The 25,527-nt window shown below is 37.4% G+C and carries 22 protein-coding genes, 3 tRNA genes and 2 pseudogenes; 10 read left to right on the top strand and 17 right to left on the bottom strand.

Translation table 11 applies throughout. The annotated features are described in order from the left end of the window. Positions 1 to 8 precede the first annotated feature (8 nt). Positions 9 to 881: an L-serine ammonia-lyase, iron-sulfur-dependent, subunit alpha gene (sdaAA, locus tag K4I03_RS09280; RefSeq protein WP_227964978.1), complete on the top strand. Its 873-nt coding sequence runs from the start codon at positions 9 to 11 to the stop codon at positions 879 to 881. Positions 882 to 932: 51 nt separating this feature from the next. Then, positions 933 to 1,580: an HAD family hydrolase gene (locus K4I03_RS09275; RefSeq protein WP_227964976.1), complete on the top strand. Its 648-nt coding sequence runs from the start codon at positions 933 to 935 to the stop codon at positions 1,578 to 1,580. Positions 1,581 to 1,714: 134 nt separating this feature from the next. On the opposite strand, the gene K4I03_RS09270 is transcribed toward K4I03_RS09275, so the two are convergent. The 8 genes from K4I03_RS09270 to yfmF all read right to left on the bottom strand — a co-directional run bounded on the left by K4I03_RS09270 (position 1,715) and on the right by yfmF (position 8,942). Then, positions 1,715 to 2,305: a LysM peptidoglycan-binding domain-containing protein gene (locus tag K4I03_RS09270; RefSeq protein ID WP_002894257.1), complete on the bottom strand. Its 591-nt coding sequence runs from the start codon at positions 2,303 to 2,305 to the stop codon at positions 1,715 to 1,717. Positions 2,306 to 2,515: 210 nt separating this feature from the next. Then, positions 2,516 to 3,310, bottom strand: coding sequence for an energy-coupling factor transporter transmembrane component T family protein (locus K4I03_RS09265; protein WP_002905670.1), 795 nt, complete (start codon positions 3,308 to 3,310; stop codon positions 2,516 to 2,518). Beyond that, positions 3,303 to 4,142: an energy-coupling factor ABC transporter ATP-binding protein gene (locus tag K4I03_RS09260; RefSeq protein WP_227964974.1), complete on the bottom strand. Its 840-nt coding sequence runs from the start codon at positions 4,140 to 4,142 to the stop codon at positions 3,303 to 3,305. Before K4I03_RS09260 ends, K4I03_RS09265 begins: the two co-directional genes overlap by 8 nt. Then, positions 4,118 to 4,954: an energy-coupling factor ABC transporter ATP-binding protein gene (locus K4I03_RS09255; RefSeq protein WP_002922842.1), complete on the bottom strand. Its 837-nt coding sequence runs from the start codon at positions 4,952 to 4,954 to the stop codon at positions 4,118 to 4,120. Before K4I03_RS09255 ends, K4I03_RS09260 begins: the two co-directional genes overlap by 25 nt. 1 nt (position 4,955) lies before the next feature. Beyond that, complete coding sequence (pgsA, locus tag K4I03_RS09250; RefSeq protein WP_002927401.1) at positions 4,956 to 5,495, bottom strand: CDP-diacylglycerol--glycerol-3-phosphate 3-phosphatidyltransferase; 540 nt, start codon at positions 5,493 to 5,495, stop codon at positions 4,956 to 4,958. A 16-nt stretch (positions 5,496 to 5,511) separates the two neighbouring features. Next, the gene (gene rodZ, locus K4I03_RS09245; protein WP_125439410.1) at positions 5,512 to 6,366 is read right to left on the bottom strand and encodes a cytoskeleton protein RodZ; all 855 of its coding nucleotides are present in this window, start codon (positions 6,364 to 6,366) and stop codon (positions 5,512 to 5,514) included. Between the two features lie 33 nt (positions 6,367 to 6,399). Further along, positions 6,400 to 7,695 carry an EF-P 5-aminopentanol modification-associated protein YfmH gene (yfmH, locus tag K4I03_RS09240; RefSeq protein ID WP_227964967.1) on the bottom strand — a complete coding sequence of 432 codons (1,296 nt, stop codon included), beginning with the start codon at positions 7,693 to 7,695 and terminating at the stop codon, positions 6,400 to 6,402. Beyond that, a complete protein-coding gene (gene yfmF / locus K4I03_RS09235; RefSeq protein ID WP_321573175.1) occupies positions 7,695 to 8,942 on the bottom strand; it encodes an EF-P 5-aminopentanol modification-associated protein YfmF in 1,248 nt (415 codons plus the stop codon). Before yfmF ends, yfmH begins: the two co-directional genes overlap by 1 nt. A gap of 187 nt (positions 8,943 to 9,129) precedes the next feature. Here yfmF and yaaA point away from each other — a divergent pair, with 187 nt between their 5' ends. Together yaaA and recF are read left to right on the top strand one after the other, a co-directional pair. Then, positions 9,130 to 9,528: a S4 domain-containing protein YaaA gene (gene yaaA, locus K4I03_RS09230; RefSeq protein ID WP_227964962.1), complete on the top strand. Its 399-nt coding sequence runs from the start codon at positions 9,130 to 9,132 to the stop codon at positions 9,526 to 9,528. Positions 9,529 to 9,530: 2 nt separating this feature from the next. Further along, positions 9,531 to 10,625 (top strand): DNA replication/repair protein RecF, encoded by a 1,095-nt coding sequence (recF, locus tag K4I03_RS09225; RefSeq protein WP_227964959.1) that lies wholly within the window; start codon positions 9,531 to 9,533, stop codon positions 10,623 to 10,625. A 180-nt stretch (positions 10,626 to 10,805) separates the two neighbouring features. On the opposite strand, the gene guaB is transcribed toward recF, so the two are convergent. Then, positions 10,806 to 12,287 carry an IMP dehydrogenase gene (guaB, locus tag K4I03_RS09220; protein ID WP_227964956.1) on the bottom strand — a complete coding sequence of 494 codons (1,482 nt, stop codon included), beginning with the start codon at positions 12,285 to 12,287 and terminating at the stop codon, positions 10,806 to 10,808. 204 nt (positions 12,288 to 12,491) lie between these two features. Then, a complete protein-coding gene (gene trpS / locus K4I03_RS09215) occupies positions 12,492 to 13,517 on the bottom strand; it encodes a tryptophan--tRNA ligase (RefSeq protein ID WP_227964952.1) in 1,026 nt (341 codons plus the stop codon). A gap of 290 nt (positions 13,518 to 13,807) precedes the next feature. Here trpS and K4I03_RS09210 point away from each other — a divergent pair, with 290 nt between their 5' ends. Together K4I03_RS09210 and K4I03_RS09205 are read left to right on the top strand one after the other, a co-directional pair. Beyond that, positions 13,808 to 15,430, top strand: a complete 1,623-nt coding sequence (locus tag K4I03_RS09210; RefSeq protein ID WP_002899531.1) for an ATP-binding cassette domain-containing protein — start codon at positions 13,808 to 13,810, stop codon at positions 15,428 to 15,430. 75 nt (positions 15,431 to 15,505) lie between these two features. Further along, the gene (locus K4I03_RS09205; protein ID WP_227964943.1) at positions 15,506 to 18,091 is read left to right on the top strand and encodes a YfhO family protein; all 2,586 of its coding nucleotides are present in this window, start codon (positions 15,506 to 15,508) and stop codon (positions 18,089 to 18,091) included. 113 nt (positions 18,092 to 18,204) lie between these two features. On the opposite strand, the gene K4I03_RS09200 is transcribed toward K4I03_RS09205, so the two are convergent. From K4I03_RS09200 to rlmH, 7 genes and pseudogenes are all read right to left on the bottom strand, one after another. Continuing rightward, a tRNA-Asn gene (locus tag K4I03_RS09200) sits at positions 18,205 to 18,278 on the bottom strand. A gap of 5 nt (positions 18,279 to 18,283) precedes the next feature. Continuing rightward, positions 18,284 to 18,355 (bottom strand) — tRNA-Glu (locus K4I03_RS09195). A gap of 45 nt (positions 18,356 to 18,400) precedes the next feature. Further along, positions 18,401 to 18,925: pseudogene (comE, locus tag K4I03_RS09190) on the bottom strand (competence system response regulator transcription factor ComE); the annotation flags it as partial. Continuing rightward, positions 18,912 to 19,484 (bottom strand): annotated as a pseudogene (gene comD, locus K4I03_RS09185) (competence system sensor histidine kinase ComD); the annotation flags it as partial. The pseudogenes comE and comD, both read right to left, overlap by 14 nt. Positions 19,485 to 19,511: 27 nt before the next feature. Beyond that, positions 19,512 to 19,619, bottom strand: a complete 108-nt coding sequence (locus K4I03_RS09180; protein WP_002894290.1) for a hypothetical protein — start codon at positions 19,617 to 19,619, stop codon at positions 19,512 to 19,514. 180 nt (positions 19,620 to 19,799) lie between these two features. Continuing rightward, positions 19,800 to 19,873: transfer RNA gene (locus tag K4I03_RS09175), tRNA-Arg, on the bottom strand. 42 nt (positions 19,874 to 19,915) lie between these two features. After that, a complete protein-coding gene (gene rlmH / locus K4I03_RS09170) occupies positions 19,916 to 20,395 on the bottom strand; it encodes a 23S rRNA (pseudouridine(1915)-N(3))-methyltransferase RlmH (RefSeq protein ID WP_125408294.1) in 480 nt (159 codons plus the stop codon). 203 nt (positions 20,396 to 20,598) lie between these two features. On the opposite strand from rlmH, the gene K4I03_RS09165 reads away from it, so the two are divergent. The 4 genes from K4I03_RS09165 (at position 20,599) to dnaN (ending at position 25,457) form a co-directional block, all read left to right on the top strand. Next, positions 20,599 to 21,771, top strand: coding sequence for a S1C family serine protease (locus tag K4I03_RS09165; protein WP_227964941.1), 1,173 nt, complete (start codon positions 20,599 to 20,601; stop codon positions 21,769 to 21,771). A 63-nt stretch (positions 21,772 to 21,834) separates the two neighbouring features. Next, a complete protein-coding gene (locus K4I03_RS09160) occupies positions 21,835 to 22,596 on the top strand; it encodes a ParB/RepB/Spo0J family partition protein (RefSeq protein ID WP_227964939.1) in 762 nt (253 codons plus the stop codon). A gap of 213 nt (positions 22,597 to 22,809) precedes the next feature. Beyond that, positions 22,810 to 24,162, top strand: a complete 1,353-nt coding sequence (dnaA, locus tag K4I03_RS09155) for a chromosomal replication initiator protein DnaA (RefSeq protein ID WP_125408296.1) — start codon at positions 22,810 to 22,812, stop codon at positions 24,160 to 24,162. A gap of 158 nt (positions 24,163 to 24,320) precedes the next feature. Beyond that, entirely contained in the window at positions 24,321 to 25,457 is a 1,137-nt protein-coding gene (dnaN, locus tag K4I03_RS09150) for a DNA polymerase III subunit beta (protein WP_227964937.1), read from the top strand. Positions 25,458 to 25,527: the final 70 nt, after the last annotated feature.

Below are 25,527 nucleotides of genomic sequence, written 5' to 3'. Positions count from 1 at the left end.
GAGAAAATATGTTTTATTCCATCAAAGAATTGGTAGAGCAAGCTGACTTGGATTACCAAGGAAATGTTGCTGAATTGATGATTGCTACCGAGTATGAATTGACTGGTCGTGAAAGAGATGAAGTCCTGCGGTTGATGCATCGCAATCTGGAAGTCATGAAAGCCTCTGTCCTTCTTGGACTCGATGAGAGCAAGTCTCGAAGCGGATTGACTGGTGGAGACGCGGCAAAACTTGACCATTATATCCAGACAGGAAAGGCTTTATCAGACCACACTGTGCTGACTGCTGCAAAAAATGCTATTGCTGTAAATGAACACAATGCTAAAATGGGCTTGGTTTGTGCTACACCAACAGCTGGTAGCGCTGGCTGTCTGCCTGCTGTCCTTACATCAGCCATTGAAAAATTAGGCCTCTCAGAAGAAGAACAGCTATACTTTCTATTAGCTGCAGGCGCTTTTGGCCTAGTCATTGCTAATAACGCCTCAATTTCGGGTGCTGAAGGTGGCTGTCAAGCTGAGGTTGGCTCCGCTTCAGCTATGAGTGCAGCTGCTTTAGTTCTGGCTGCTGGAGGTTCACCTTTTCAAGCCAGTCAAGCTATTTGTTTTGTCATTAAAAACATGCTGGGCTTGATTTGTGATCCAGTAGCTGGTCTTGTGGAAGTGCCTTGTGTCAAGCGAAATGCTATGGGAGCCAGTTACGCTTTTATTGCAGCTGATATGGCTCTTGCGGGAATCGAGTCTAAAATTCCTGTTGACGAAGTCATTGACGCTATGTATCAAGTCGGGTCAAGTCTGCCTACTGCTTTCAGAGAAACAGCTGAAGGCGGTCTAGCTACAACACCTACAGGCCACAGACTTTCAAAAGAAATCTTTGGAGAATAACCTTGACAAATTTGTCAAGTAGATTTACTAGATAGTAAACAAGGAGACAAGATGAATAATTTGAAATATATCTTCTTTGATTTGGATGGAACCTTAGTTGACAGTTCAAAGGGCATCCAAGAATCCTTTGAATACAGCTTTAAACAACTTGGAAAAGAGTGTCCTGAAGAAAGTATTATAAAAAGTTTTATGGGTCCTCCTCTGGAAGTAAGCTTCGCTTCTGTTCTTGAAGAAAGCCAAGTTCCAGAAGCAATTAACTATTATCGCCGCTTCTATAAGGAAAAAGGCATCTGGGGCGTCCGCCTCTATGAGGGGATACCAGAATTGCTGAAACAGTTAAAAGAAGCCGGCTATCAGATTTATGTAACAACGAGTAAAAATCAACCCACAGCACAAGATTTATTAGCAAATCTAGCTATCTCTGACCAATTTGATGATATTTTTGGCTCACTGCCAGATTCATTCCACAAAGCAGATGTTCTGCGCCGAGCCCTGCAAACACTAGATGCAAATCCAGAAGAAACCATAATTATAGGCGATACAAAGTTTGATATAATTGGCGGTAAAGAAGTAGGGATCTCAACTCTAGGAGTTCTTTGGGGCTTTGGCAGCCAAAGAGAGTTACTAGAAAATGGAGCAGATTTACTAGCTGATTCTCCCAACCTCATTTTAAAAATATTGAACGAACACTTTTCATAACTTTACACATCTGTCAATCCAGATAAGATTGTAACCTTTAAATCTTTATCTACACTATCATTTTCTGCTTATAAATTGTCAATCTTTTGTAAACCAAAAAACCACAGAGTTTCTGTGGTTTTTTTATTTCTATCTTAATAGCCCCAAGCTGAAAGTCCTTGAGCACTATAGGCGCTATATGCTGATTGGATTTGATCATCAACAGTAGCTGTTGAACCCCAACCTGGCATTGTTTGGAAAAGACCACTTGCACCTGAAGGGTTGTAAGCATCTACTTGACCATTTGATTCACGGGCAATGATAGCTTCCCAAGTTGATGCAGGAACACCAGTCATTTCTGCCATACGTGATGCTGCATAAGAGCCTGTTGCACCAGCGGTATTACCATTGCTAAGTACAAGGCCTCCTGAAGTTGCTGCTGAATTAGCTGTTGCTGCAGGTGCTGCATAATTATTTACGGGAGTTGCAGTTGCTGCTACGCTTGTTTCAGACGTTTTGGCACTATTTCCAAGTTCCAAGATTTGACCAACACGGATGTGATTTGGATCTGCAATCTTGTTTAACTCTACTAATTTCTCAAGAGTTGTATTTTTTTCGTTAGCAATAGCTGATAAAGTATCACCGGCTTCAACTGTATAGGTCTCAGCATTTGCAATACCTGAAACCAAGAAAGCCGCTGCAGCGACTGCACCTGTTAAAGTCCATTTTGCTGTTTTTTTGTTCATTAAAAAGTAATTCTCCTTTCGGTGATAATACTATCTTACACATAAAATATTACCAAAAAGTTACATTACCAAGTCAAACGTTACAATAACATTTAGTTTAGACGTTAAAAACGGACTTTTAGAGCTTTTTTGCCAAATATTTTCTTTGACCAAGTAAAAAATAGACAAGTTTAACTTATACTATTCTCTAAAAACACTTTAAATAGCAGGTCAGTTTTTCAATATATAAAGTAGAATACCTAATATAAGTAAGCTAATAATAGCCAAGCTGTCATTTCTTTTCCATGCTAATCGGCGAAAACGTGTCCGACCTTCACCTCCATTATAGCCGCGTGCTTCCATGGCAATAGCTAGAGCATCTGCCCTTTTAAAACTGGAAGCAAATAAAGGGATTAGAATTGGAATAATAGATTTAACCTTTTGAACAAGTTTTCCCTCACCAAAGTCAACACCACGCGCCCTCTGAGCATTCATAATCCTAGTAGTATCATCCATTAAAGTTGGAACAAAACGCAAGCTCATAGAAAGCATCAGGCCAATCTCATGTGCTGGCACCTTGAAGACCTTCAGTGGTTTCAGCAAAGACTCAACCGCATCAGACAAGCTTAAGGGCGTCGTTGTCAGAGTCAGAAGAGTAGAAAAGAAAATAATCAGAATAAAACGGCTAAAAATAATGCCAGCCTGTGACAGTCCTAGTTCTGTAATTCTGACAAAAGCGAATCGGAAGATTGTGGCCCCTCCCGAGGTCAAAAACAGCTGGAACAAGGTGGTAAATGCTATGATAAAAACCATGGACTGGATACCCTTTAAAAAGAACTTCAAAGGAACCTTGGACAGCAAGACCAAACTAAAAACGAAAACAAACAACAGCAGATTGGTCACAAGATTATTGGCCCAGAAAATTAATAGAATAAAAAGAAACATCGCCAGCAACTTGCTCCGCGGATCCAAACGATGAATAATTGAATTTCCGGGAATATAGCGGCCTAAAATCAACTTATCCATGCAAGATCTCCTTGAATTCTTCAATTGTAATAGGATAGTTCGAGAAGGTCATCCCTTTCTCCGCCAATTCGTGAGCAAATTTTGTAATCTTAGGAACACCCAATTGAATACTCTCCATAAAATCAAGATCCTGAAAGACCTGAGCAGGCTGACCGCTCTTGACGACTCTGCCCTTATCTAAAACATAGACTGTATCAGCAAAGTTGGCTACATCATCCATTAGGTGAGTTACCAAAACAATGGTCATACCGGCACGATGCAGCTCTTCAAAGAGCCTCATCAGTTCTTTTCGACCGGATGGATCAAGTCCTGCTGTCGGCTCATCCAAAACCAAGATATCGGGCTCCATAGCTAGTATACCAGCGATGGCTACCCTGCGCATCTGGCCACCAGAAAGTTCGAAAGGACTGCGATTGAACAAATCCTCAGAAATCCCGACCAAGTGCAGCTTTTCACGCGCCAAAGCTTCCGCTTCTTCCTTAGAAACACCAAAATTCTGAGGACCAAAAGCCACATCTTTCAAAACTGTTTCATCAAAAACTTGACTTTCTGGAAATTGAAAGACCAGACCGACCTTCTTGCGTACCTGTTTAATGTCTTTATTGACGGAATCAGCTGTGATGACTGTACTGCCTACTTCAACACTGCCCTGATTGGGAACCAGCAAGCCATTTAAAAGCTGGAGAATGGTTGACTTACCGCTGCCTGTATGGCCGATAAGAGCGGTATAGCTGCCGGATTTTATCTCCAAATCCACCCCAAAAAGCGCTGGTCCCTCAAAAGGGGTGCCAGCTTGATAAGTATAACTTACATTTTTGAGAGTAATGCCCATAGTTGATCCTGCAATTCTTTTTCTGTTAAGTAAGAGTCTGGCAGAGGAAGCCCTGACTGACGCAAAGCCGTCTTTACCTGATTAACAAATGGCTGATCCAATCCTAGCTCTTCTAAATCTTCTCGAGAAAAAAGTTCTCTCGGGGTAGCGGTAGATTCAACCTGACCCTCTTTCATGACCAAAACACGGTCGCTTAAGGCTATTTCATCCAGGTCATGAGTGATAGAAATGACGGTCAGTTGATTACTATCTTTAATTTTTTTCACGGTCTGGATAAGATCCAAACGTCCCTCTGGATCTAGCATGCTAGTTGCTTCATCCAAAATAATAATATCCGGTCTCAGAGCTACCACACCTGCAACAGCTACCCGCTGTTTCTGGCCTCCAGAAAGACGAGCTGGTTCACGCTCCTTAAAATCCTGCATGCCGACAAGCTCTAATGCCTGCTGGACTCGCTCTACCATCAGATCATAGTCCAGCCCTTGATTTTCCAAACCAAAGGCTACATCGTCTTCTACAGTTGCACCGACAAACTGATTATCTGGATTTTGGAATACCATGCCAATCTGTCGACGTTTTTCCCAGACGTTTTCAGCTGTCAGCTTATCGCCTGAGATAATAATATCTCCGCTTTCCGCTTCTAAAAGGCCGTCAATCAAACGAACAGTGGTTGATTTTCCACTGCCATTATGACCGACAATAGACAGCCATTCCCCTTTTTTTACTTGAAAAGAGACATCATTTAAAGTGTAATTCTCAGACTCACTATCGTATTTGTACTTAAGATTTCTTACTTCGATGATATTTTCCATATTATTTAAAGGTATCTTTAAAGAGATAGGCACTTCCCTTGAAGTAGTCATATCCAGAATAAATCGTAAAGATTAAAGCAATATACAGAAGGATTTGCCCTAAGAGAGTCCAATGAATCAGTAGAAAAATAATAGCAAACATCTGCGTGAAGGTCTTGATTTTACCTGGCATAGCAGCTGCTAAGACTGTCCCTCCTGTTTCCACTAAAAGCAAGCGTAGACCTGTTACTGCCAATTCCCGGCAAATAATAATAGCCACAACCCATGCAGGAGCCATTTTCATCTCGATCAACATGATAAAAGCAGACATCACTAAAAGCTTATCAGCCATGGGATCAGCAAATTTACCAAAGTTTGTTACCACTTCCCACTTTCGAGCCAAATAACCATCTAGATAATCAGTTATACTGGCAAAAGCAAAGATAAAAGCTGCCAAGATATGCATGGCATAAGAATGACCGAATGTTAAAATCACAACAAATACAGGGATTAAAGCAATTCTAACAAGAGTTAAGGCGTTTGGAATATTTTCTTTTTTCATGGTATTCCCTTCGTTTTTATCCTTTCGTAATGTTCAAACTAATGGTTCCACTATCGCTAGTCAAAGCCGAAGTATCTAGTTTTTGTCCCTCTATCGTCACAGTTGCTCCTTTAACAGGTGCTAACGTAATAAGATACTTATTGCCTGGCTCAAGAGCAACCGTCTGGCTTGATTTTTCAGGAGATAAGGTGATACCTTCGGCTAGTTCTGAATCGCTTATGCTTACCAAATTGGTCGTTTGCTCCACAGAAACGGTCACTTTGACAGGCTGACTTGCTCCGCTATACTCAGCAATCAAATTATCTCCGCTTCCACTAACTGTCAATTTGCTAGCTGAGGAAGAAACTGACTTAGAATCAGCTGAAGAAAAGGAACTCTTCTGACTGTTAATGCTTGTAGAGGAAACCAGACTATAATTGCTGTTAGATGCTTTGAAACTTACCGAATTGGTGTGAGCATAGCTCCAAATATAGTATGCCACGAAAGCTGCAATAGCTGAAGCCAATAAGAGAAAATAGAACAAGGGCAGAAAAGAGCTTTTATTTTTATTTTTTCTGCTCCTGAATTCCTCATCTGCTGCCAGTGCCACTTCATCAAAGACAATCATCTCACCAGCTTCGTAAGCCTCCAGAATAATAGATTCATCCAAATCTACAGCCCAAGCATATTTCCGCAAGAAGCTACGGGCATAGAAAGGACTAGGAAGCAAATCATAGTCATTTCGTTCCAGCGCTTCCAGCAAATCCTGCTGGATATCTGTCTTTTTTGACAGTTCCTCTAAGCTCAGCCCTTGATTGGTCCGAGCAAGTTTCAACACTTCTCCTATCGTTTTTTTTCTCATACGTACTTTTCCCTTATTTCTATTCTTCACTATTTTAACAAAATTTTAAAAACGATTCTGGAATTATTTTGGAAAAATAGTAAAATCTGTCATATCACACTGATCGATAAATCGATGACCTAGTTTTATCACATCATTCAAGCTGATATCCTGTAAAATTTTTGGCAAATCAAACAGATTCTCACCCGTTAAATGCGGTTCATATTGAGTTGCAATATACTCAAGCGAGTTTAAACCGTGTAGAAAATCACCAAACATCTCACTTTTAATCGTATCCAAATGCTCTTCTGTCACATCCGGATCCTTGTCAAAATTCTTGATGGCTGAGCGAAATTGATGAGAAAGTCCCACAGGTTCCTGAGTATCCATCGTCAGCATGACAAAGTGAAAATCTTTTTCTACTTCCACTTCCAGCGTTAAAGAATTATCCATTTTCCCACTTTCATAGAGGGACTGAAAACGCTTGGAAGTCCAGCCAAACATCATGGCAAATAGGAGTTTCAAAGTGATTTTATAGCGATACAACTCCGATTTATCAACAAAATCTGTACCTCGAATCCCAACTGCCAGTTTTGGACTAGCCACCTCCATTCGGTAGGTATCCGTTGATACCACTGGGTGAAGGCTAACAGGAATTTTTTCAATAGATTCCGAACTCCCAGCAAAAACTAGTTTTTCCTGCTGTTCTTCAATCTCAGCAGCTATCTGTTCCAAATCAAAATTACCAATTACAAACAAAGTCATATTAGAAGGATGATAAAAGTTACTGAAATTTTCCTTCAAATTTTCGACGGTAATCTCAGAGATGGACTCTTTCGTTCCTGCAATGTCTTCTGACAGAGGTGTTTGAGGATAGAGATTGGCCAAGGCTCCAAAAAAGAGACGATAATCTGGATTATCCTGATACATTTCAATTTCTTGGCTAATAATATCCTGTTCTCGCAAAATGGATTCTTTTGTGAAATCAGCCCGATGAACCAGTTCTTGCAAAAGCTGTAGATTTTCTGAAATATTATCCGTTGCAGAAAATAGATAGCTAGTCCGAGTAAAGCTTGTGAAGGCATTACTCTCAGCCCCTAGCTTAGTAAATTCCAGCAGCAAATCCTTTCCTTGCGGGCCTTCAAAAAGCTTATGTTCCAAAAAATGAGCTATTCCAGCCGGATATTGAGTGACCTGCTTGGTTTCACGTGAAACAATCCCTGTATCCACTGAACCAAAATTAGTTGAGATAATCCCATAAGTTTCATTAAAATCATTTTTAGGCAGAAGAAAAACACGCAAACCGTTTGCTAATACTGTCTGATAGACAGTTTCTCCTACTGCTGAATAATTGATTTTTTCTAGCACTTCTCCCTGCATTATTTTCCTTCCATAAAGTAAATAGCTTGTAATTTTAAGAGACCAGCTGCTTTGATAATATCATCCTTACGAACCTGTTCCAAAGCTTCCAGCCAAGCTTCAAGAGATAAGAATTTTTTCCCTAAAACAGAAGCCATATAAGCTCTCTCTAAGATTGTATTCTGTCGATCCTGAGCTAACAATACTGAATTTCTCAGCATTTTCTTGGTTTGATTCAGTTCTTCCAGACTAAAATTCCCACGCTTCAAATCAACAATCTGTCGGTTGATTAAAGCAACTGTTCTGGTCCGATTGCTACGATCAATACCAGCGTAAATCCGCATCATTCCTGAAAAAATATCAAAATTGCTAGAAATTGTATAAGCCAGCCCTTCCTTTTCACGAAGATTGACAAATAATTTCGAATGGGCAAAGCCACCTAGCAAAGCATTTAAAACGACCAAAGGCAGGTGCTCACCCTCTCCGTACTGAATAGGGAAGTGATAAGCCAACTCAATAATTGACTGATGGACATCTTTCTGCTCCAGTCCTTCTCGCAAAACATTGGAATATTCTTGCTGATAAACTAACTGAAGTTCTTGCTGGCGAGGCGCAAAATTGAAAGATTGAATTTTCTCCCGAACAGCCACTTCATTAAAGTCCCCAATAAAGAAAAAGTCAATCTGATTTTCCTGAAGCATCTGCTGAAAAGCAGCAAAACTGCTTGCAGCTGTCTCTTTCTGGATTAATTCAATCGTCCCAACACGAGGCATCTGCATTTCCTCTTCTTCATAAAAGAGTTTGTCTAATTCTCGATGAGCATGATAAAAATGATTCTCAATTTCTGCTTCCAAATCATTCAAGATATTTTTCTTCTCAATTTCAAAAGCAGATTCATCAAAAGCGTCCTGACTTACCAATGGAGAAAACAAGCTGGCTTTCAAAAAATCAAGCATGGCATCTGTCAGGACATTCTTGCGACTCAAAAATTTATCCCGCACAAAAGAAAGATTGATATCTAAATAATGGACCAATCCTCTCCTTGAAAGACTCGTAGAATAATCAGCTCCATACAAATTGGCCAAACGTTCTCTGAAGACCTGCGAAGTAGGATAAACAGCATTGACAGTTTCTAGCATGCTGGCTGTTAAAACCCGACCAGCTACTGTTTCTTTGGACATAGGCGCTGAAAAACGAACCTTAATTTTGTTTGTTTTAAATTTTTCTGATTGAATAAAATGGAGACGAACTCCTTTAGTGATTTCCATGACGCCCCTCATACTGAATAATATAGACTACTATTATATCATGAAATGCCTCTGATTTGTTTGTTCTACCAAGCTTTTTGCTGATTAAAACGTTTTCTGATAACAGGAGAAAATTTCCGCTTTTATCCAAAGCACCTCAGCACTTTTTACTAACAAATATGGTATAATGACAGGGTTGAGGTGAAATATGGAATATAAATTATTTGATGACTACATCACGCTACAAGCACTTTTAAAAGAGATAGGAATTATCCAAAGCGGCGGAGCAATTAAAACATTTCTAAGTGAATATCCAGTTCTTTTTAACGGTGAGCCAGAAAACCGCCGGGGAAAAAAACTCCGTGTCAATGACAGGATTTCCCTTCCCAAGCAAGGAATTGAAATTAATTTGACAGCTCCTAGTCAAGAAGAAATTCTGCAACACCAGAAAGAAATCGCAGAAAAAAAACGAGTTGCTGAACTTGTCAAAGCTATGAATAAGGATTTAAAAAAATCTCAGACTTCTAAAAAAGAAAAGCGTAAGAATACAGGACTACCTAAAAAGCAGAAAACTACTAAAAGCCCTGTTCGCTTCCCTGGTATCTAATCATGTGGCTGCAATCATTAAAAATCAAGCATTTCCGAAATTATCAGGAAGCTGATATTGACTTCCATCCTGGCTTAAATGTCTTTCTAGGCCAGAACGCACAAGGTAAAACCAATATTTTAGAAGCTATTTATTTCCTAGCCTTGACAAGAAGCCACCGTACACGCTCAGATAAGGATCTGATTCATTTTACAGAAAATGACCTCCTTGTTTCTGGCATCTTAGAAAAAAAGACTGGTAAAGTTCCCCTTGACATTAACTTGACACCAAAAGGTCGCATCACAAAAGTCAACCACTTGAAACAAAGTAAATTATCAGACTACATTGGAACTATGAATGTTGTCCTGTTTGCTCCTGAAGATTTACAGCTGATTAAAGGTTCTCCCAGTCTACGTCGTAAATTTATAGACATTGAGCTTGGACAAATCAAGCCTGTCTATCTATCAGATTTATCCAATTATAATCATGTCCTTAAACAACGCAATTCCTATCTGAAAGCTAATGATAAAGTTGACGAAACTTTCTTGACTGTCCTTGATGAACAGCTGGTTGACTATGGCTGTCGTGTCATAAAGCATCGGTTGGATTTTTTGCAAAAATTAGAAAGCTTTGCCCAAGACAAGCACTGGGACATCTCTCAAAATTTGGAAAAATTGACTGTCAAGTATCTGTCATCTATTCCTTTACACCAAATTGACAATTTAGAAGAAACTTACCGCTCTTCCTTAATAAGCAGCCGTAAACGTGATCTATTCAAAAAAAATACAGGTGTTGGTCCTCATCGTGACGATATTGCTTTTTTTATCAACCAGATGGATGCCAACTTTGGTAGCCAAGGTCAGCATCGCAGTCTTGTTTTATCACTGAAACTAGCCGAAATCAAGTTAATAGAAAGCATTACAAAGGAAACACCTATTTTGTTGCTTGACGATGTAATGAGCGAACTTGACAATAACCGTCAACTAAAATTATTAGAAACTATCTCTCAGGATATTCAAACTTTCATTACTACAACAACTTTAGAACATTTAAAAAATCTTCCACAAGATATAAAAATTTTCACCATCCAGCAAGGACAAATTGTATCTCAATCCTAGCATTACACAAACTTTACGTTTTTGTAAATTTAATTTACAAAATATTGCTTATAATGTAAACGAATTATATCGAATTGTTATTAGAACAGCTATTATAGCCTTTTGAATTGTAAATATATGTCAATTTAAAGCGTAAATTTAAAGCGAGGTTAGGAAAAATTCCCGACCTCGTTTTATTTTTTATTGAACTGAATAGTTAGGGGCTTCATTTGTAATTTGCACATCATGAGGGTGGCTTTCCTTCAATCCAGCGCCACTCATCTCAATAAACTGAGCATTATCGTGAAGTTCTTGCAGATTTGCAGCACCAACGTAGCCCATTCCAGAGCGGATACCACCAAGCATCTGGAAGACAATATCTGCAGCAGCACCCTTGTATGCCACACGGCCTTCAATTCCTTCTGGAACTAGCTTATTCGCTTCATTGACAGAACCTTGGAAGTAACGGTCACTAGAGCCCTTCTTCATAGCGGCGATAGATCCCATACCACGGTAAGTCTTAAATTTCCGACCTTGGAAGATTTCTGTCTCGCCTGGCGCTTCGTCTGTTCCTGCAAACATTGAACCCAGCATAACAGCATTTCCACCTGCAGCCAAAGCCTTAACAATATCTCCAGAATACTTAATCCCACCATCAGCAATGATGGCTTTTCCATATTCACGCGCCACAGCAGCTGCATCATAAATAGCAGTTACTTGAGGAACACCAACACCAGCAATGACACGGGTTGTACAGATAGAACCAGGACCAATTCCGACCTTAACAACATCCACACCTGCATCAAAAAGTGCACGCGCACCCTCAGCAGTTGCAATATTTCCAGCAATCAAGGTGCGATCAGGGAAATGAGCACGAATCTCAGCAATCTTGCGCAAAACTCCAGCTGAGTGGCCATGAGCAGTATCAATAACAATCGCATCTGCACCCGCTTCAAAGAGAGCTTCTGCACGTTCGAAAGTATCTGAAGTAACACCGACAGCACCAGCGACCAAAAGACGACCAAACTCATCTTTAGCAGCATTTGGAAACTCAATAACCTTTTCAATATCTTTAATGGTAATCAAACCTGAAAGGCAGCCCTTATCATCAACCAAAGGCAACTTTTCAATCCGGTGCTCCTGCAAAATGCGCTCTGCAGTTCCTAAATCTGTACCAACAGGCGCCGTTACAAGATTCTCACTGGTCATATGACGAGAAATAGGTTGATCATAGTCAGAAATAAAACGCAAATCACGATTAGTTAGAATACCTACTAACTTACGATTTTCAAGAGTTTCTACAACAGGAACACCACTGATACGATAACGTCCCATCAGTTCATCTGCTTCAGCAATCGTATGCTCTGGCGTTAGGAAAAAAGGATCAATGATAACGCCATTCTCAGAACGTTTAACCTTTCGAACTTCATCAGCCTGTTGCTCAATAGACATATTTTTGTGGATAACTCCAAGACCACCGGCACGGGCAATAGCGATAGCCATCTGACTCTCTGTAACAGTGTCCATAGCGGCAGTAATAATTGGGATATTCAAGGTCAGATTCTCAGCAAGCTTGGTACTCAAATCAGCATCGTTGGGCAGTACATGGCTTTCAGCTGGAATCAGCAGCACATCATCAAAGGTAAAACCTTTTTTCAAAAATTTAGTGTCCCAGTTAGACATCCACAGTTTCCTCTTTTCCTTTTTATTAAACTAATACCCAAAGAAACTTGAACTTCAATTTTCTTTGAATAAGAGTTGGTATTTTTGTTGTTAATATCATACCATTCTATAGGAAATTGTCAATCATTATTACACAAAAAATAAAAACCATCATTTTTTAAACTAAAAACGATAGTTTTTGTGATTTATAATCAATAATATTCGTTATTTAAAATAATTAATCCCCATCGCAGACTTCACTTCTGAAAGAGTCTGAGCGGCAGTTTGACGTGCCTTGTCGCATCCTTCTTGCAGCATCTGATAGACCTGATCCATATCTTTAGCAAACTCCACACGACGCTCACGAATCGGACCTAACTCTCGCTCTAAAATTTCTAACAGATAGCGTTTGGTTTTGACATCTCCCAGACCACCTCTTTGATAATGCTCTTTCATTGCAGCAATATCAGCAGCATCTTCGGGGCGACCAAAAACATCCAGATAATGAAAGACCATATTTCCCTCAACTTTTCCAGGATCTTCAACTCTGATATGATTAGGATCTGTATACATGCTCATAACTTTCTTTTGCAGAATATCCATATCATCTGCCAGATAAATACCGTTATTAAGAGATTTAGACATCTTAGCATTGCCATCCAATCCAGGCAAACGTCCAGCTGCTTCATTTTCAGGATAAATCCCTTCCGGTTCTACCAAAACATCTGTCTGATAAGCATTGTTAAAGGAGCGAACAATCTCCCGAGTTTGCTCAATCATAGGTTTTTGATCATGTCCTACTGGTACATAATTAGCTTTAAAAGCAGTGATATCTGCTGCCTGAGAAATTGGATAAACTAAAAATCCAGTCGGCAAACTTTCACCAAATCCTTTTTGCGCAATCTCTGTCTTGACAGTAGGATTACGCTCAAGACGAGCTAATGACACCAAATTCATATAATACATTGACAACTCTGCCAACTCAGGAATCTGACTTTGAATAAAAATAGTTACTTTTTCAGGATCCAATCCAGCCGCTAGATAATCTAAAGCTACATTACCAATAGACTCAACAATTGTCTGAGGATCCTTTGCATGATCAGTCAAAGCTTGCTGATCTGCCAAAAATACGAACATCTCATATTTACCTTGATCCTGCAAAAGCACGCGATTCCGTAAACTTCCTACATAATGACCAATATGCAATTTTCCTGTCGGACGATCTCCTGTTAAAATAATTGGTTTAGTCATTTATTACTCCTCAATTTATAATGAGTTCATTATATCATTTTCAATGAAAATGAGAAAGAAGTTTCTAGAAAAAAGCGAAAAATCCAGTTTTTACAGCTTGATTGACATCCCTTTACAGTATTTGTAAACTTAATTTACAAACTATTCTGGCTGTAAAACCTAAAAGTCTTAGTTCATTCTAATATCCTTTTTTCTTTTGGCTTCGTTTTTTACTTTTTATCTCAGAATTATTTGAAAAAAGTTCTGTTTTCTAGTAAAATGAAGAAGATTATATATATAGGAGAAAGACATTGCTTACAGTATCAGATGTATCACTGCGTTTCAGTGACCGAAAATTGTTTGATGAAGTCAACATCAAATTTACAGAAGGAAATACTTATGGATTGATTGGAGCTAACGGCGCTGGAAAATCAACCTTTTTAAAAATTTTAGCTGGTGATATCGAGCCAACAACAGGCCACATTTCTCTAGGACCAAATGAACGTCTTTCAGTCCTTCGCCAGAACCACTTTGACTATGAAGAAGAACGGGCTATTGATGTTGTAATCATGGGAAATGAGCATCTCTACAACATCATGAAAGAAAAAGATGCTATTTATATGAAGCCTGATTTTTCTGATGAAGACGGTGTACGTGCGGCCGAGCTTGAGGGAGAGTTTGCTGAACTAGGTGGCTGGGAAGCTGAAAGTGAAGCCTCACAATTATTGCAAAATCTCAATATTCCGGAAGATCTTCACTACCAAAATATGAGCGAGCTCTCTAACGGAGACAAGGTTAAAGTACTCTTAGCCAAAGCCCTTTTTGGTAAACCTGATGTCTTACTTCTGGACGAGCCAACTAACGGTTTGGATATTCAGTCTATTACTTGGCTGGAAGACTTTCTTATCGATTTTGACAATACAGTTATTGTTGTATCCCACGACCGCCACTTTTTGAATAAAGTCTGCACTCATATGGCCGACCTTGACTTTGGAAAAATCAAGCTCTATGTCGGAAACTATGATTTCTGGAAAGAATCAAGTGAACTAGCGGCTAAGCTGCTCGCTGACCGAAATGCCAAAGCAGAAGAAAAAATCAAGCAACTTCAAGAATTTGTTGCTCGTTTTTCTGCCAATGCTTCAAAATCAAAACAAGCAACTTCTCGTAAAAAGATGCTTGACAAGATTGAGTTAGAAGAAATTGTTCCATCTAGCCGTAAATACCCATTTATCAGCTTCAAAGCAGAACGTGAGATCGGTAATGATCTCTTGACAGTGGAAAATCTTTCTGTCAAGATAGACGGAGAAACTATTCTTGATAATATCAACTTCATTTTACGTCCTGGCGATAAAACAGCTTTGATTGGCCAAAACGACATCCAAACAACAGCTTTGATTCGTGCTTTGATGGGTGATATTGAGTATGAAGGAACTGTCAAGTGGGGTGTCACAACCAGTCAATCTTACCTACCAAAAGATAATTCTCGTGACTTCGCTAGTGGTGAATCAATCCTTGACTGGCTGCGTCAATTTGCTAGCAAAGAAGAGGATGATAACACCTTCCTCCGAGGTTTCCTTGGACGCATGCTTTTCTCAGGAGATGAAGTTAACAAGTCTGTCAATGTCTTGTCAGGAGGAGAAAAAGTTCGGGTTATGCTATCTAAGCTGATGTTGCTTAAATCCAACGTTTTAGTCTTGGACGATCCAACCAATCACTTAGATTTGGAATCAATCTCCAGCTTAAATGATGGCTTGAAAAACTTCAAAGGATCCATTATTTTTGCCAGTCACGACCATGAATTTATTCAAACCTTGGCCAACCATATCATTGTCCTATCTAAAAATGGTGTGATTGACCGCATTGACGAAACCTATGATGAATTCTTGGAAAATCAAGAAGTTCAGGCAAAAGTCAAAGAACTTTGGAAAGATTAATTCCTTGTCAATTTACGTTTACAAAGCTTTACAGAGGCATGAAACAACGTTTCTGCCTCTTTCTATATAAGAAATATGAATCACATTAAAGAATATTTTAAAAAAAATTGGCCTTATTTTTGTGCCTTCTTTCTTCCATTTTTCATCATGTTCTTTGTCTACTTGATGTATGGAATTTACTGGAATAGCGAAACGTCTCCCTTGCTTGGTGACGGCTTTCATCAATATGTCATTTTTGATACCAACCTAAGAAATATTCTTCATGGCACAGATAGTATTTTCTATACTTTCTCCAGTGGACTTGGACAGAATTTCTATGCTTTATCCAGTTATTATTTAGGTAGCTTCCTATCTCCTTTGGTTTATTTCTTTGATTTGAAATCAATGCCAGATGCCGTCTATCTATTTACCTTAATCAAGTTCGGATTAATTGGACTTTCTACCTTTATCAGTATCAAAGGAATATTTAAAAAGATTCCAACTTTACTCATCATCACTCTTTCAACTTCATTTTCTTTAATGAGTTTTTCAGTCAGTCAATTGGAAATTAAAACCTGGCTAGATGTGTTTATCCTTGCACCTTTGATAGTCCTAGGTTTACATAGGTTGATAACTGGAAAAGGCAGAGTACTATACTTTACAACATTGTCAATTCTCTTCATCCAAAACTATTATTTTGGATATATGATGGCGATCTTTTTGGTCTTTTGGTACCTTCTTCAATTATCTTGGGATTTCAAAAATAGAATTAAAAGTTTACTTGACTTTACAGTCGTATCTGCTTTAGCAGGTCTGACTAGCCTAATCATGATTCTGCCAACTTACCTAGATATAAGTACTCATGGTGAAACCTTAACAAAAGTTTCGTTATTGTTGACAGAAAAAAGTTGGTTCTTAGATGTGTTTGCTAAAAATTTTATTGGCAGTTTTGATACAACCAAGTATGGTTCTATCCCTATGATTTATGTCGGCACCTTCCCATTGATTCTGGCTATCTTATTTTTCACCTTAAAATCTGTTAAGTTTCACGTGAAACTTTTCTACTTTTTACTCATTGCAGTTTTCATAGCTAGTTTTTATCTTCAATATTTAGACTTACTTTGGCAGGGAATGCATGCTCCGAACATGTTTCTTCACCGTTATTCTTGGTTATTTTCTCTGGTAGTTATCTATATGGCTGCTGAAACTTTAAATCGTTGGAAAGATGTGAAAGTAATGAATGTTGCCATTAGTTTCACTTTGCTCAGCCTCGGATTCATTATGACGTTTATTCAGAGAAAACAGTATGACTTTTTGGGTCCTGAGAATTATATTCTAACATTAGAATTTCTGCTGGCTTATCTCTTGATTAGCTTTGTCTTAGCAAAATCTTCGATTCAAACAAAAATCATTCTCCCTGTCTTGCTTTTCTTTGTTACTTTTGAATTGTCGCTTAATTCCTATTATCAAGTTGGAGGAATTGCTAAAGAATGGGTATTTGCCACTCGTTCTTCATATGCCAGTCACCTTGACGAGATTGACAAGCTTGTCAATTATTCCAAAAAGGAAAATATTGACTTTTTTAGAACTGAAAGATTGAATCCACAAACGGGAAATGACAGTATGAAATTCAACTACAATGGAATTTCCCAATTCTCATCTGTTCGAAATACTCAGGCAAGTTCTACTTTAGATAAACTTGGTTTTAAATCAGCAGGAACAAATCTGAATCTCCGTTATCAAAACAACAGTATTTTAATGGACAGTATTTTTGGTGTTCGCTACAATCTATCTGAAACAGATCCTCAAAAATTTGGTTTTCTTCCTGAGAAAACTGAAAAAGAAATGTCTCTCTACCAAAATGATGCTGCACTTGGTTTAGCTTTTCTGACCAATGATGTTTATCAGGATGTCAAGTTTACAAATTTGACCCTAGATAATCAAACAGAATTTTTGAATCAATTAACTGGCTTTGATTTTAAATATTATGATAAAGTAGATGCTATAACTACTAATGAAAATGTCAAGCAAATTGGTAACAGAGTGACTGTGGATGTTGACAGAGAAAACAATACAAGCTTTGCTAGTGTAATCTATACTGTCAATGTACCTGCTAACAGTCAACTATATGTTAATGTTGCTGGGATTGATTTTAGTAATGATGAACAGACAGATATTGACATTACTGTCAACAACTTTACAGAACGTTATACAACTAATAATGTTTTTCCTTTCTTTAATGCTGGCTATTTCAGTCAAAGTCAAACAGTATCTATTCACTTTACATTCCCAGACAATTCGACAGTTTCTTTTGATACGCCAGAATTTTTTGCCGTTAATACTGAGCAATATCAAAATGTCATTCAAAAATTAAAAGAGCAGCCCGTTTCCACAATTACTGATTTAAACACAGTAAAAACAAACTATAGAGCGGAAAAGGATACTTCATTATTCTTTACCATTCCTTATGATAAGGGATGGTCAGCCACTCTGAACGGGAAGCCTGTCACGCTAAAACGAGCTCAAAATGGCTTTATGAAATTAGATGTGAAAAAAGGAGAAGGAAATGTTGTCCTCACTTTCATTCCTAATGGACTGAAAGAAGGTGGCATTGCCTTCATATCTGGCATAATCTTATTTGTTTGCTATAATTTTCTACGTAGGAAACGACAGAGAATATAAATATATCAAAAAACAGATCCTTACCAATATAAAAAAATAAGGCTCTTCATTAAAATGCTAGTGAAGGCCTTTTCTTGAACAATAAAAAAAACACTCACTAGGAGTGTCTCTAGCTCCGGCAGTAGGACTCGAACCTACGACATCATGATTAACAGTCATGCGCTACTACCAACTGAGCTATGCCGGATAATATAGTCCGTACGGGATTCGAACCCGTGTTACCGCCGTGAAAAGGCGGTGTCTTAACCCCTTGACCAACGGACCATATGGTATGCTCTCTTTCAGAACATATTCCATTATATCAGGTTTTTAAGCTTTGTCAACTCTTTTCCCTTTATTTTCGAAAATATCTTTCAGATATTTCACTCTTAAACGAGTGACCGGACAGCGATGATTTTCGTAAAAAATAATTTCTCGATTTTTCTTGTCATAATCAACAATGTTGCCAATATTAACCAGATAAGATTTATGTGGTGAAAAAAATCGTTTAAATTGCTGATCTTTTTCTTGAATATCTGTTATCGTTCCATAAAACTCCTTGAGAAAATTTTTACCGACAATCCGAAGTTTATGAGAGCTCCCTGTCGTTTCGATATACAAAATATCGTTATAAGGCATTCGAACATCATTGCCACGATAACTATATTCAAAATAATCTACCATATTGGTATTTTCAATTAGTGTACTCTTAGTGTAAAGAATACTGTCTTTGATTCTATTTTTAAAAGCATCATTGTTGATATCTTTATCGATAAAATCAAGTGCTGATACTTTATATTTAAAAGTCATAGTAGCAAATTCAGATTTTGAGGTTACAAAAACTATAATGGCATATATTACTAATCCAATGAGAGAGATTTAAAATCAGCCAATTCATTGCATATAAACTACTAATCATCAGAATCTGAGATTTAAAGAAACTTCTTTTAAGATAATCTATTCTGAAATCAAAAATATCAATAACCTTTACCATAAATAACAAGGAAAGTAAGTTGATACATGTCAGAAACAAGCCCATGTACTGAGCTACAAAATCATCTCCTAAAACAGATGAAATAATAACAGAAAAGAAAGTAGTAGAACTATCAATTGACAGACATAAAAAGAAGGAAAGTAAGAAAGATTGATATTTTTTAATTTTTTCAACTCTACAAAAATACCAAACTAAAAATAGAGGGAGAAAAAATGACAGTGTATATGATGGAATTGTGCTAGAAAATGAAAATATGTGTCCTAAAAAAGCAATTATAAACGGAACTATAATCTCAAGACCAAAGCAAACAGCTACAAAAAAGCGAGTATGCTTAATTTTAGTGATTTTTGATAAAATCACTAAAAATGCAGCTACATTAATAAAAGGATGAATAATTAATCCAATTATTTCAAGTGACATAAATTTCTCCCCTAAACTTTAAAATTCTTATCTTCCAAAAATCCAACCCCATGGATTTGGAACACCTCTTAAATCCCAAAAGGTTTGAACAAGTGAATTGCTATTTGCAGCAATTTGAAAAGAATAGATTTTCATAACTATCTCCTATCTTTTTATCTTGTAAGTCACCTTACATTTATCATTATAGAAAAATAGAAAGAGTTAGTGACAATTTTCCCTGAAATGTCATTTTTTATCCCCAAAATGACATTATACCAAAAAAATAGAAGAAAAAAACACGAAATATTGTAAAATATTTCGCATTTTTTACATTTCTGATCTCAGCAGGATTCGAACCTGCGACCGTTCGCTTAGAAGGCGAATGCTCTATCCAGCTGAGCTATGAGACCAATACCATCTCATTCTATCAGAAAATAGGGTTGCCGTCAAGATTACTTATGATAAGGACTCCCCTGCTGAATCATAAAAGCTCGATAGATCTGCTCTATTAAAACAAGGCGCATCAGTTGATGAGGTAAGGTTAATTTGCCAAAACTCATCAGAAGATTTGCCCGTTTTTTTACTGCAGGAGATAAACCTAAACTTCCGCCAATAACAAAAGTGATATCAGAAAAGCCATGCACTGTAGTATCCATCATGAGCTGACTAAACTTTTCTGACGGAAATTGCTTTCCTTCAATTGCCAAAACAATAACAAATTCACGCTCATTGATTTTAGCCAGAATTTTATTTCCTTCTTTTTCAAGAATCTGCTGATTTTCTAAATCACTAGCTTTATCAGGTGTTTTTTCATCCACTAGCTCAATCATTTCCACCTTGCAGAATCGATTGAGACGCTTCATATATTCAGCAATTCCATCCTTTAAATATTTTTCTTTCAGTTTTCCAACTGTTACAAGTTTTATTTTCATAAGTTTATTCTATCATATTCATCTATACTTCACACTTTATTAACAAGTAAAATTTATCTGGGAATCGGTTAATCTGTGTATTTTCTAATGCCTATCAACAGTTTTTCTAAGTTTTCCACAAGGTGTGGAAAACTTAGAGGATTTAAGTTATAATTAAGTTTAGCTAACTATAATTTCATCAATTGTAATTCAAGGAGGAAAACATGAAAAACTCTTCAAATGCCATCAAAAAGGCTTTATTGCTTTTTGCAGTGTTAATTGTAGGTTTTATCGGCGGAAGTTTAGGGAATTATGTTACTACATTAGTAACTTCACGTGTAAAAATGAATGGAAATTCACCAACTAGTGTATCTAATTCATATAAAAACTCTACAGACATTTCAGAAGCTGTGAAAAAGGTTCAAAATGCGGTTGTTTCAGTAATTACTTATGCTGAATCTTCCAGCAGCGTTATCAATGATGAATCTTCCAACGATGAATCACAAATCTCCAGTGAAGGTTCTGGTGTAATTTATAAAAAAGACGGAAAATCAGCCTATCTGGTAACCAACACCCACGTTCTGAACGGATCAACTAATGTAGATATCTTGCTAGCTGATGGAAACAAGGTTCCAGGTGAAGTAGTTGGATCAGATGTTTATTCAGATATCTCTGTCGTTAAAATTAACTCTGAAAAAGTAACTGATGTCGCAGAATTTGGAGATTCTGGTTCTCTGACAGTTGGTGAGACAGCTATCGCTATCGGAAGTCCTCTTGGAACAGAATATGCTAACTCTGTAACACAAGGAATTATTTCTAGTTTAGGCAGAAACGTTACGTTACAATCTGAAAATGGTGAAAATATTTCAACAACTGCACTGCAAACAGATGCTGCAATTAATCCTGGTAACTCTGGCGGCCCGTTGATTAACATCCAAGGACAAGTTATTGGGATTACTTCAAGTAAGATTTCAACAAATGGGCAAACCTCTGTTGAAGGGATGGGATTTGCGATTCCGTCTAATGATGTCGTAAATATTATCAATCAACTAGAGAAAAATGGAACAGTCACACGTCCTGCTTTAGGAATTCAAATGATGGATTTATCTAATCTAACAACTTCTGATTTTTCTAAATTAAATCTTCCTTCTTCAGTGAAATCAGGTATTCTTGTTCGCTCTGTTCAGCAAGGGATGCCTGCTGATGGCAAGCTTCAAAAAAATGATGTCATTACAAAAGTAGATAACACAGATGTGGAATCCACTAGTGACCTTCAGTCTGCTCTCTACAAGCATAGTATTGGAGATGAGGTAGAGATTACTTATTACCGAGATGGTAAATCTCAAACAGTCAAAATCAAACTCACTAAATCAACAAAAGAGTTAAGCTCAAATTAACTTATTTACAAGATTGTCAACACACCTTTACACAATCGTAAAGGTGTGTTATTCTATATACAAATGGAAAACTTTCAATATATTGCACTTAAAGACATTCGAACCAATCCTTATCAGCCTCGTAAACAATTTTCACAAAAAAAGATTGAGGAATTAGCGTCATCAATCAAAGAAAATGGTCTCATTCAGCCAATCATTCTTCGGAAATCTTCACTTTTTGGTTATGAAATTTTAGCAGGAGAACGGAGATTTAGAGCTGCCTCTTTTCTTGGCCTAGAAACAATCCCAGCTGTCGTAAAAGAATTATCTGATGATGAAATGCTGAAACAGGCTATTATCGAAAATCTTCAAAGAGAAGACTTGAATCCTATAGAAGAGGCTGAGTCTTATCAAAATTTGATTGACAAAGGCTTGACACATGATGAAATTGCTAAAATCATGGGAAAATCTAGACCCTATATTAGCAATATTGTCAGACTTTTACAATTATCCAAAGAAGTTCGTCAAGCTATAAAGGAAGAAGAGATTTCTCAAGGACATGCTCGCCTGCTGGTTCCCTTGAAAGAAGAGGAACAGTTACTATGGCTGGAAAAGATATGTAGAGAAGATTTATCGGTTCGAGCAGTCGAAAAGCTTCTTCAGCAAAAAAAGAGTCTCAAAAAGAAACCTAATAAAGAACTATTTGCTAAATCTGAAGAGGAAAAAATTAAAAAAATTCTCGGTCTGGAAGTTTCTATTCAGTTAAAAAACCAGAGTAAAGGAAAGCTGATTATTCCTTTTGAAAGCGAAGAAGAATATCAAAGAATTATAAACAGTTTTAAATAAAACTGTTATTTTCTTTTTTAAAAATAACAAAATTATCCACTGTTAAATTAATTAGGAAGCTTATTAAAATAAGAAATTTTAGCTTTATTCACATTCTGTGGATAACTTCAGCTAACAATGTGAATTCTTTTCCAGTTCTTGTGGAAAACTTTGAACCTTTATGATAAAATAAGATGCGTATGAATCAGAAAATTATAGAAAAGGAGGGAAGTTATGACCAAAGAACAGGACTTTTGGAATCGTATTTTAGAATTGGCTCATGCTCAGCTAAAACAGACAACTTATGATTTCTTTGTTGCTGAAGCCAAGCTTGTTAAAGTTGAAGAAAAACAAGCTATTATTTTCCTAGATAGTCCAGTGAAACAACTATTTTGGGAACAAAACTTAGTAGGAGTTATTCTTACTGCAGGATTTGAGATTTTTAATGATCAGATTGCGGGAAAGTATATTTTTGAAGAAGAAACTAACACTGAAACTCCGAAATCTGCAGTAACCAGTCCTCAAATCAGCACTGTTCAGCCAAGCTTGCCACCTATTGATACTGGATTAAAGTCAAAATATACCTTTGACAATTTTGTTCAGGGAGACGGAAATATCTGGGCTAAAGCTGCTGCCTTGGCGGTGTCTGAGAATCTAGCCACAACCTATAATCCTCTTTTTATCTATGGAGGACCTGGCCTAGGCAAAACTCATTTATTAAATGCTATTGGCAATCAAATTTTAGAAAATATTCCAGATGCGCGTGTCAAGTATATACCGGCTGAAACCTTTATTAACGACTTCCTTGAACATTTAAGATTGGGAGAGATGGATAGCTTTAAAAAAATCTATCGTAGTCTGGATCTTCTGCTGATTGATGACATTCAATCTTTGGGAGGAAAAAAAGTTTCAACTCAGGAAGAATTTTTCAACACTTTCAATGCTCTTCATGGTGAAAATAAACAGATTGTTTTAACCAGCGACCGCAGTCCTGATCATCTGGACAATTTGGAAGAACGCTTGGTAACACGTTTCAAATGGGGATTAACTCAGAATATTACACCGCCAGATTTTGAAACACGCATTGCAATTCTGCGAAACAAAATTGAAGACTTAGATTATATTTTCCCGAATGATACCTTAGAATATCTTGCAGGACAATTCGACTCCAATGTCCGCGACTTGGAAGGCGCTTTGAATGATATCAGTCTCATCGCTAGAGTTCGACATCTAAAAGAAATCACTATTGATATCGCAGCAGAGGCTATTCGAGCACGCAAGCAGGATTCAAGCCAGGTAACAGTTATCCCGATTGATAAGATTCAGTCTGAAGTTGGGAAATTCTATGGTGTTAGTGTCAAAGAGATGAAAGGTAGCCGCCGAGTACAAAATATCGTTTTAGCTAGGCAGGTAGCTATGTATCTGACTCGTGAGCTGACTGACAACAGTCTGCCTAAAATTGGTCGTGAATTTGGCGGGAAAGATCATACGACTGTTATCCATGCACATGGAAAAATCAAAACCATGATTGAATCAGACGACAATTTGCGTTTAGAAATTGAAAGCATCAAGAATAAAATAAAATAGCGTGTGGAAAACTACAGAATTTTTTCAAAACTTATCCACACTTTGTGAACAAGTCTCAAAACTTGTTAGAATAAGGACGAAGCTATTTTTCCACATAATTCACACAAACTACTATTACTATTAATCTTATAATCATAAATAAATAAAAAGGAGATCCCATGATTCATTTTTCTATTAATAAAAATCTCTTCTTACAAGCTTTAAATACCACTAAAAGGGCTATCAGTCATAAAAATGCAATTCCTATTCTTTCTACTGTGAAAATCGATGTTACCAAAGAAGGAATCACCTTAATCGGTTCAAATGGTCAAGTGTCAATTGAAAACTTTATTTCTACTCAAAATAAAAATGCAGGCTTGCTTGTCAACTCAACAGGCTCAATTTTATTAGAAGCGACTTTCTTTATTAATGTTGTTTCTAGCCTGCCAGATATTATTTTGGATTTTAAAGAAATTGAACAAAAACAAATCGTCTTGACTAGCGGCAAATCAGAGATTACCCTGAAAGGAAAAGACGCTGACCAGTATCCACGAATCCAGGAAATTTCTGCCAGCAATCCCTTGGTTCTTGAAACAAAAATTCTCAAAGATGTCATTAACGAAACAGCCTTTGCAGCCAGTGTTCAGGAAAGCCGTCCAATTTTAACTGGTGTTCACTTTGTTTTGACAGATAACCGTTCTTTGAAAACAGTTGCGACAGACTCCCACAGAATGAGTCAAAAGAAAATTACTCTAGAGAAAAACGGAGATAATTTTGACGTAGTCATTCCAAGTCGCTCTTTACGTGAATTTACGGCTGTTTTTACCGATGAAATTGAAACGGTAGAGGTTTTCTTTGCTAACAATCAAATTCTTTTCAGAAGCGAAAATATCAGCTTCTACACCCGCCTCTTAGAAGGAAATTATCCAGATACAGATCGTTTGATTCCAACTGAATTTACGAGTGTCCTTACTTTTAATACTTCTGATTTACGTGCAGCTATGGAACGCGCTCGTCTCTTGTCTAATGCTACACAGAATGGAACAGTTAAACTGGAGATTGCAGGCGGTATTGTCAGTGCCCATGTAAATTCACCAGAGGTTGGCCGTGTTAACGAAGAAATTGATACAGAAAGTGTAACTGGCGAAGATTTGACCATTAGCTTTAATCCAACTTATCTGATCGATGCTTTGAAGGCCATTGACAGTGAAAAAGTAACGATTAGTTTTATCTCATCCGTTCGTCCTTTCACCTTGGTACCGAGTGAAGACACAGAAAACTTTATTCAGCTAATTACACCTGTCAGAACTAATTAAGATGAAAAGCAGTGGGCCAAGTTAAAGATTTTTAATTCTTGGTTCTAAGCTCTTTTCATTTACAAAGTAT

The sequence above is a fragment of the Streptococcus sanguinis genome, assembly GCF_020729725.1.
GTDB lineage: Bacteria > Bacillota > Bacilli > Lactobacillales > Streptococcaceae > Streptococcus > Streptococcus sanguinis_V.
The sequence above is the reverse complement of the archived record's forward strand: the minus strand, read 5'-3'. Positions and strand labels throughout refer to the sequence as shown.

Coding starts and splice junctions, on each gene's coding strand:
- K4I03_RS09165 (WP_227964941.1), top strand. CDS start 20,599: ATGAAAAACTCTTCAAATGCCATCAAAAAGGCTTTATTGCTTTTTGCA.
- yfmF (WP_321573175.1), bottom strand. CDS start 8,942: ATGGAAATCACTAAAGGAGTTCGTCTCCATTTTATTCAATCAGAAAAA.
- dnaA (WP_125408296.1), top strand. CDS start 22,810: ATGACCAAAGAACAGGACTTTTGGAATCGTATTTTAGAATTGGCTCAT.
- trpS (WP_227964952.1), bottom strand. CDS start 13,517: ATGACTAAACCAATTATTTTAACAGGAGATCGTCCGACAGGAAAATTG.
- K4I03_RS09205 (WP_227964943.1), top strand. CDS start 15,506: ATGAATCACATTAAAGAATATTTTAAAAAAAATTGGCCTTATTTTTGT.
- K4I03_RS09260 (WP_227964974.1), bottom strand. CDS start 4,142: ATGGGCATTACTCTCAAAAATGTAAGTTATACTTATCAAGCTGGCACC.
- K4I03_RS09265 (WP_002905670.1), bottom strand. CDS start 3,310: ATGGATAAGTTGATTTTAGGCCGCTATATTCCCGGAAATTCAATTATT.
- K4I03_RS09270 (WP_002894257.1), bottom strand. CDS start 2,305: ATGAACAAAAAAACAGCAAAATGGACTTTAACAGGTGCAGTCGCTGCA.
- K4I03_RS09160 (WP_227964939.1), top strand. CDS start 21,835: ATGGAAAACTTTCAATATATTGCACTTAAAGACATTCGAACCAATCCT.
- sdaAA (WP_227964978.1), top strand. CDS start 9: ATGTTTTATTCCATCAAAGAATTGGTAGAGCAAGCTGACTTGGATTAC.
- dnaN (WP_227964937.1), top strand. CDS start 24,321: ATGATTCATTTTTCTATTAATAAAAATCTCTTCTTACAAGCTTTAAAT.
- rlmH (WP_125408294.1), bottom strand. CDS start 20,395: ATGAAAATAAAACTTGTAACAGTTGGAAAACTGAAAGAAAAATATTTA.
- K4I03_RS09180 (WP_002894290.1), bottom strand. CDS start 19,619: ATGAAAATCTATTCTTTTCAAATTGCTGCAAATAGCAATTCACTTGTT.
- recF (WP_227964959.1), top strand. CDS start 9,531: ATGTGGCTGCAATCATTAAAAATCAAGCATTTCCGAAATTATCAGGAA.
- guaB (WP_227964956.1), bottom strand. CDS start 12,287: ATGTCTAACTGGGACACTAAATTTTTGAAAAAAGGTTTTACCTTTGAT.
- yfmH (WP_227964967.1), bottom strand. CDS start 7,695: ATGCAGGGAGAAGTGCTAGAAAAAATCAATTATTCAGCAGTAGGAGAA.
- pgsA (WP_002927401.1), bottom strand. CDS start 5,495: ATGAAAAAAGAAAATATTCCAAACGCCTTAACTCTTGTTAGAATTGCT.
- K4I03_RS09255 (WP_002922842.1), bottom strand. CDS start 4,954: ATGGAAAATATCATCGAAGTAAGAAATCTTAAGTACAAATACGATAGT.
- K4I03_RS09275 (WP_227964976.1), top strand. CDS start 933: ATGAATAATTTGAAATATATCTTCTTTGATTTGGATGGAACCTTAGTT.
- yaaA (WP_227964962.1), top strand. CDS start 9,130: ATGGAATATAAATTATTTGATGACTACATCACGCTACAAGCACTTTTA.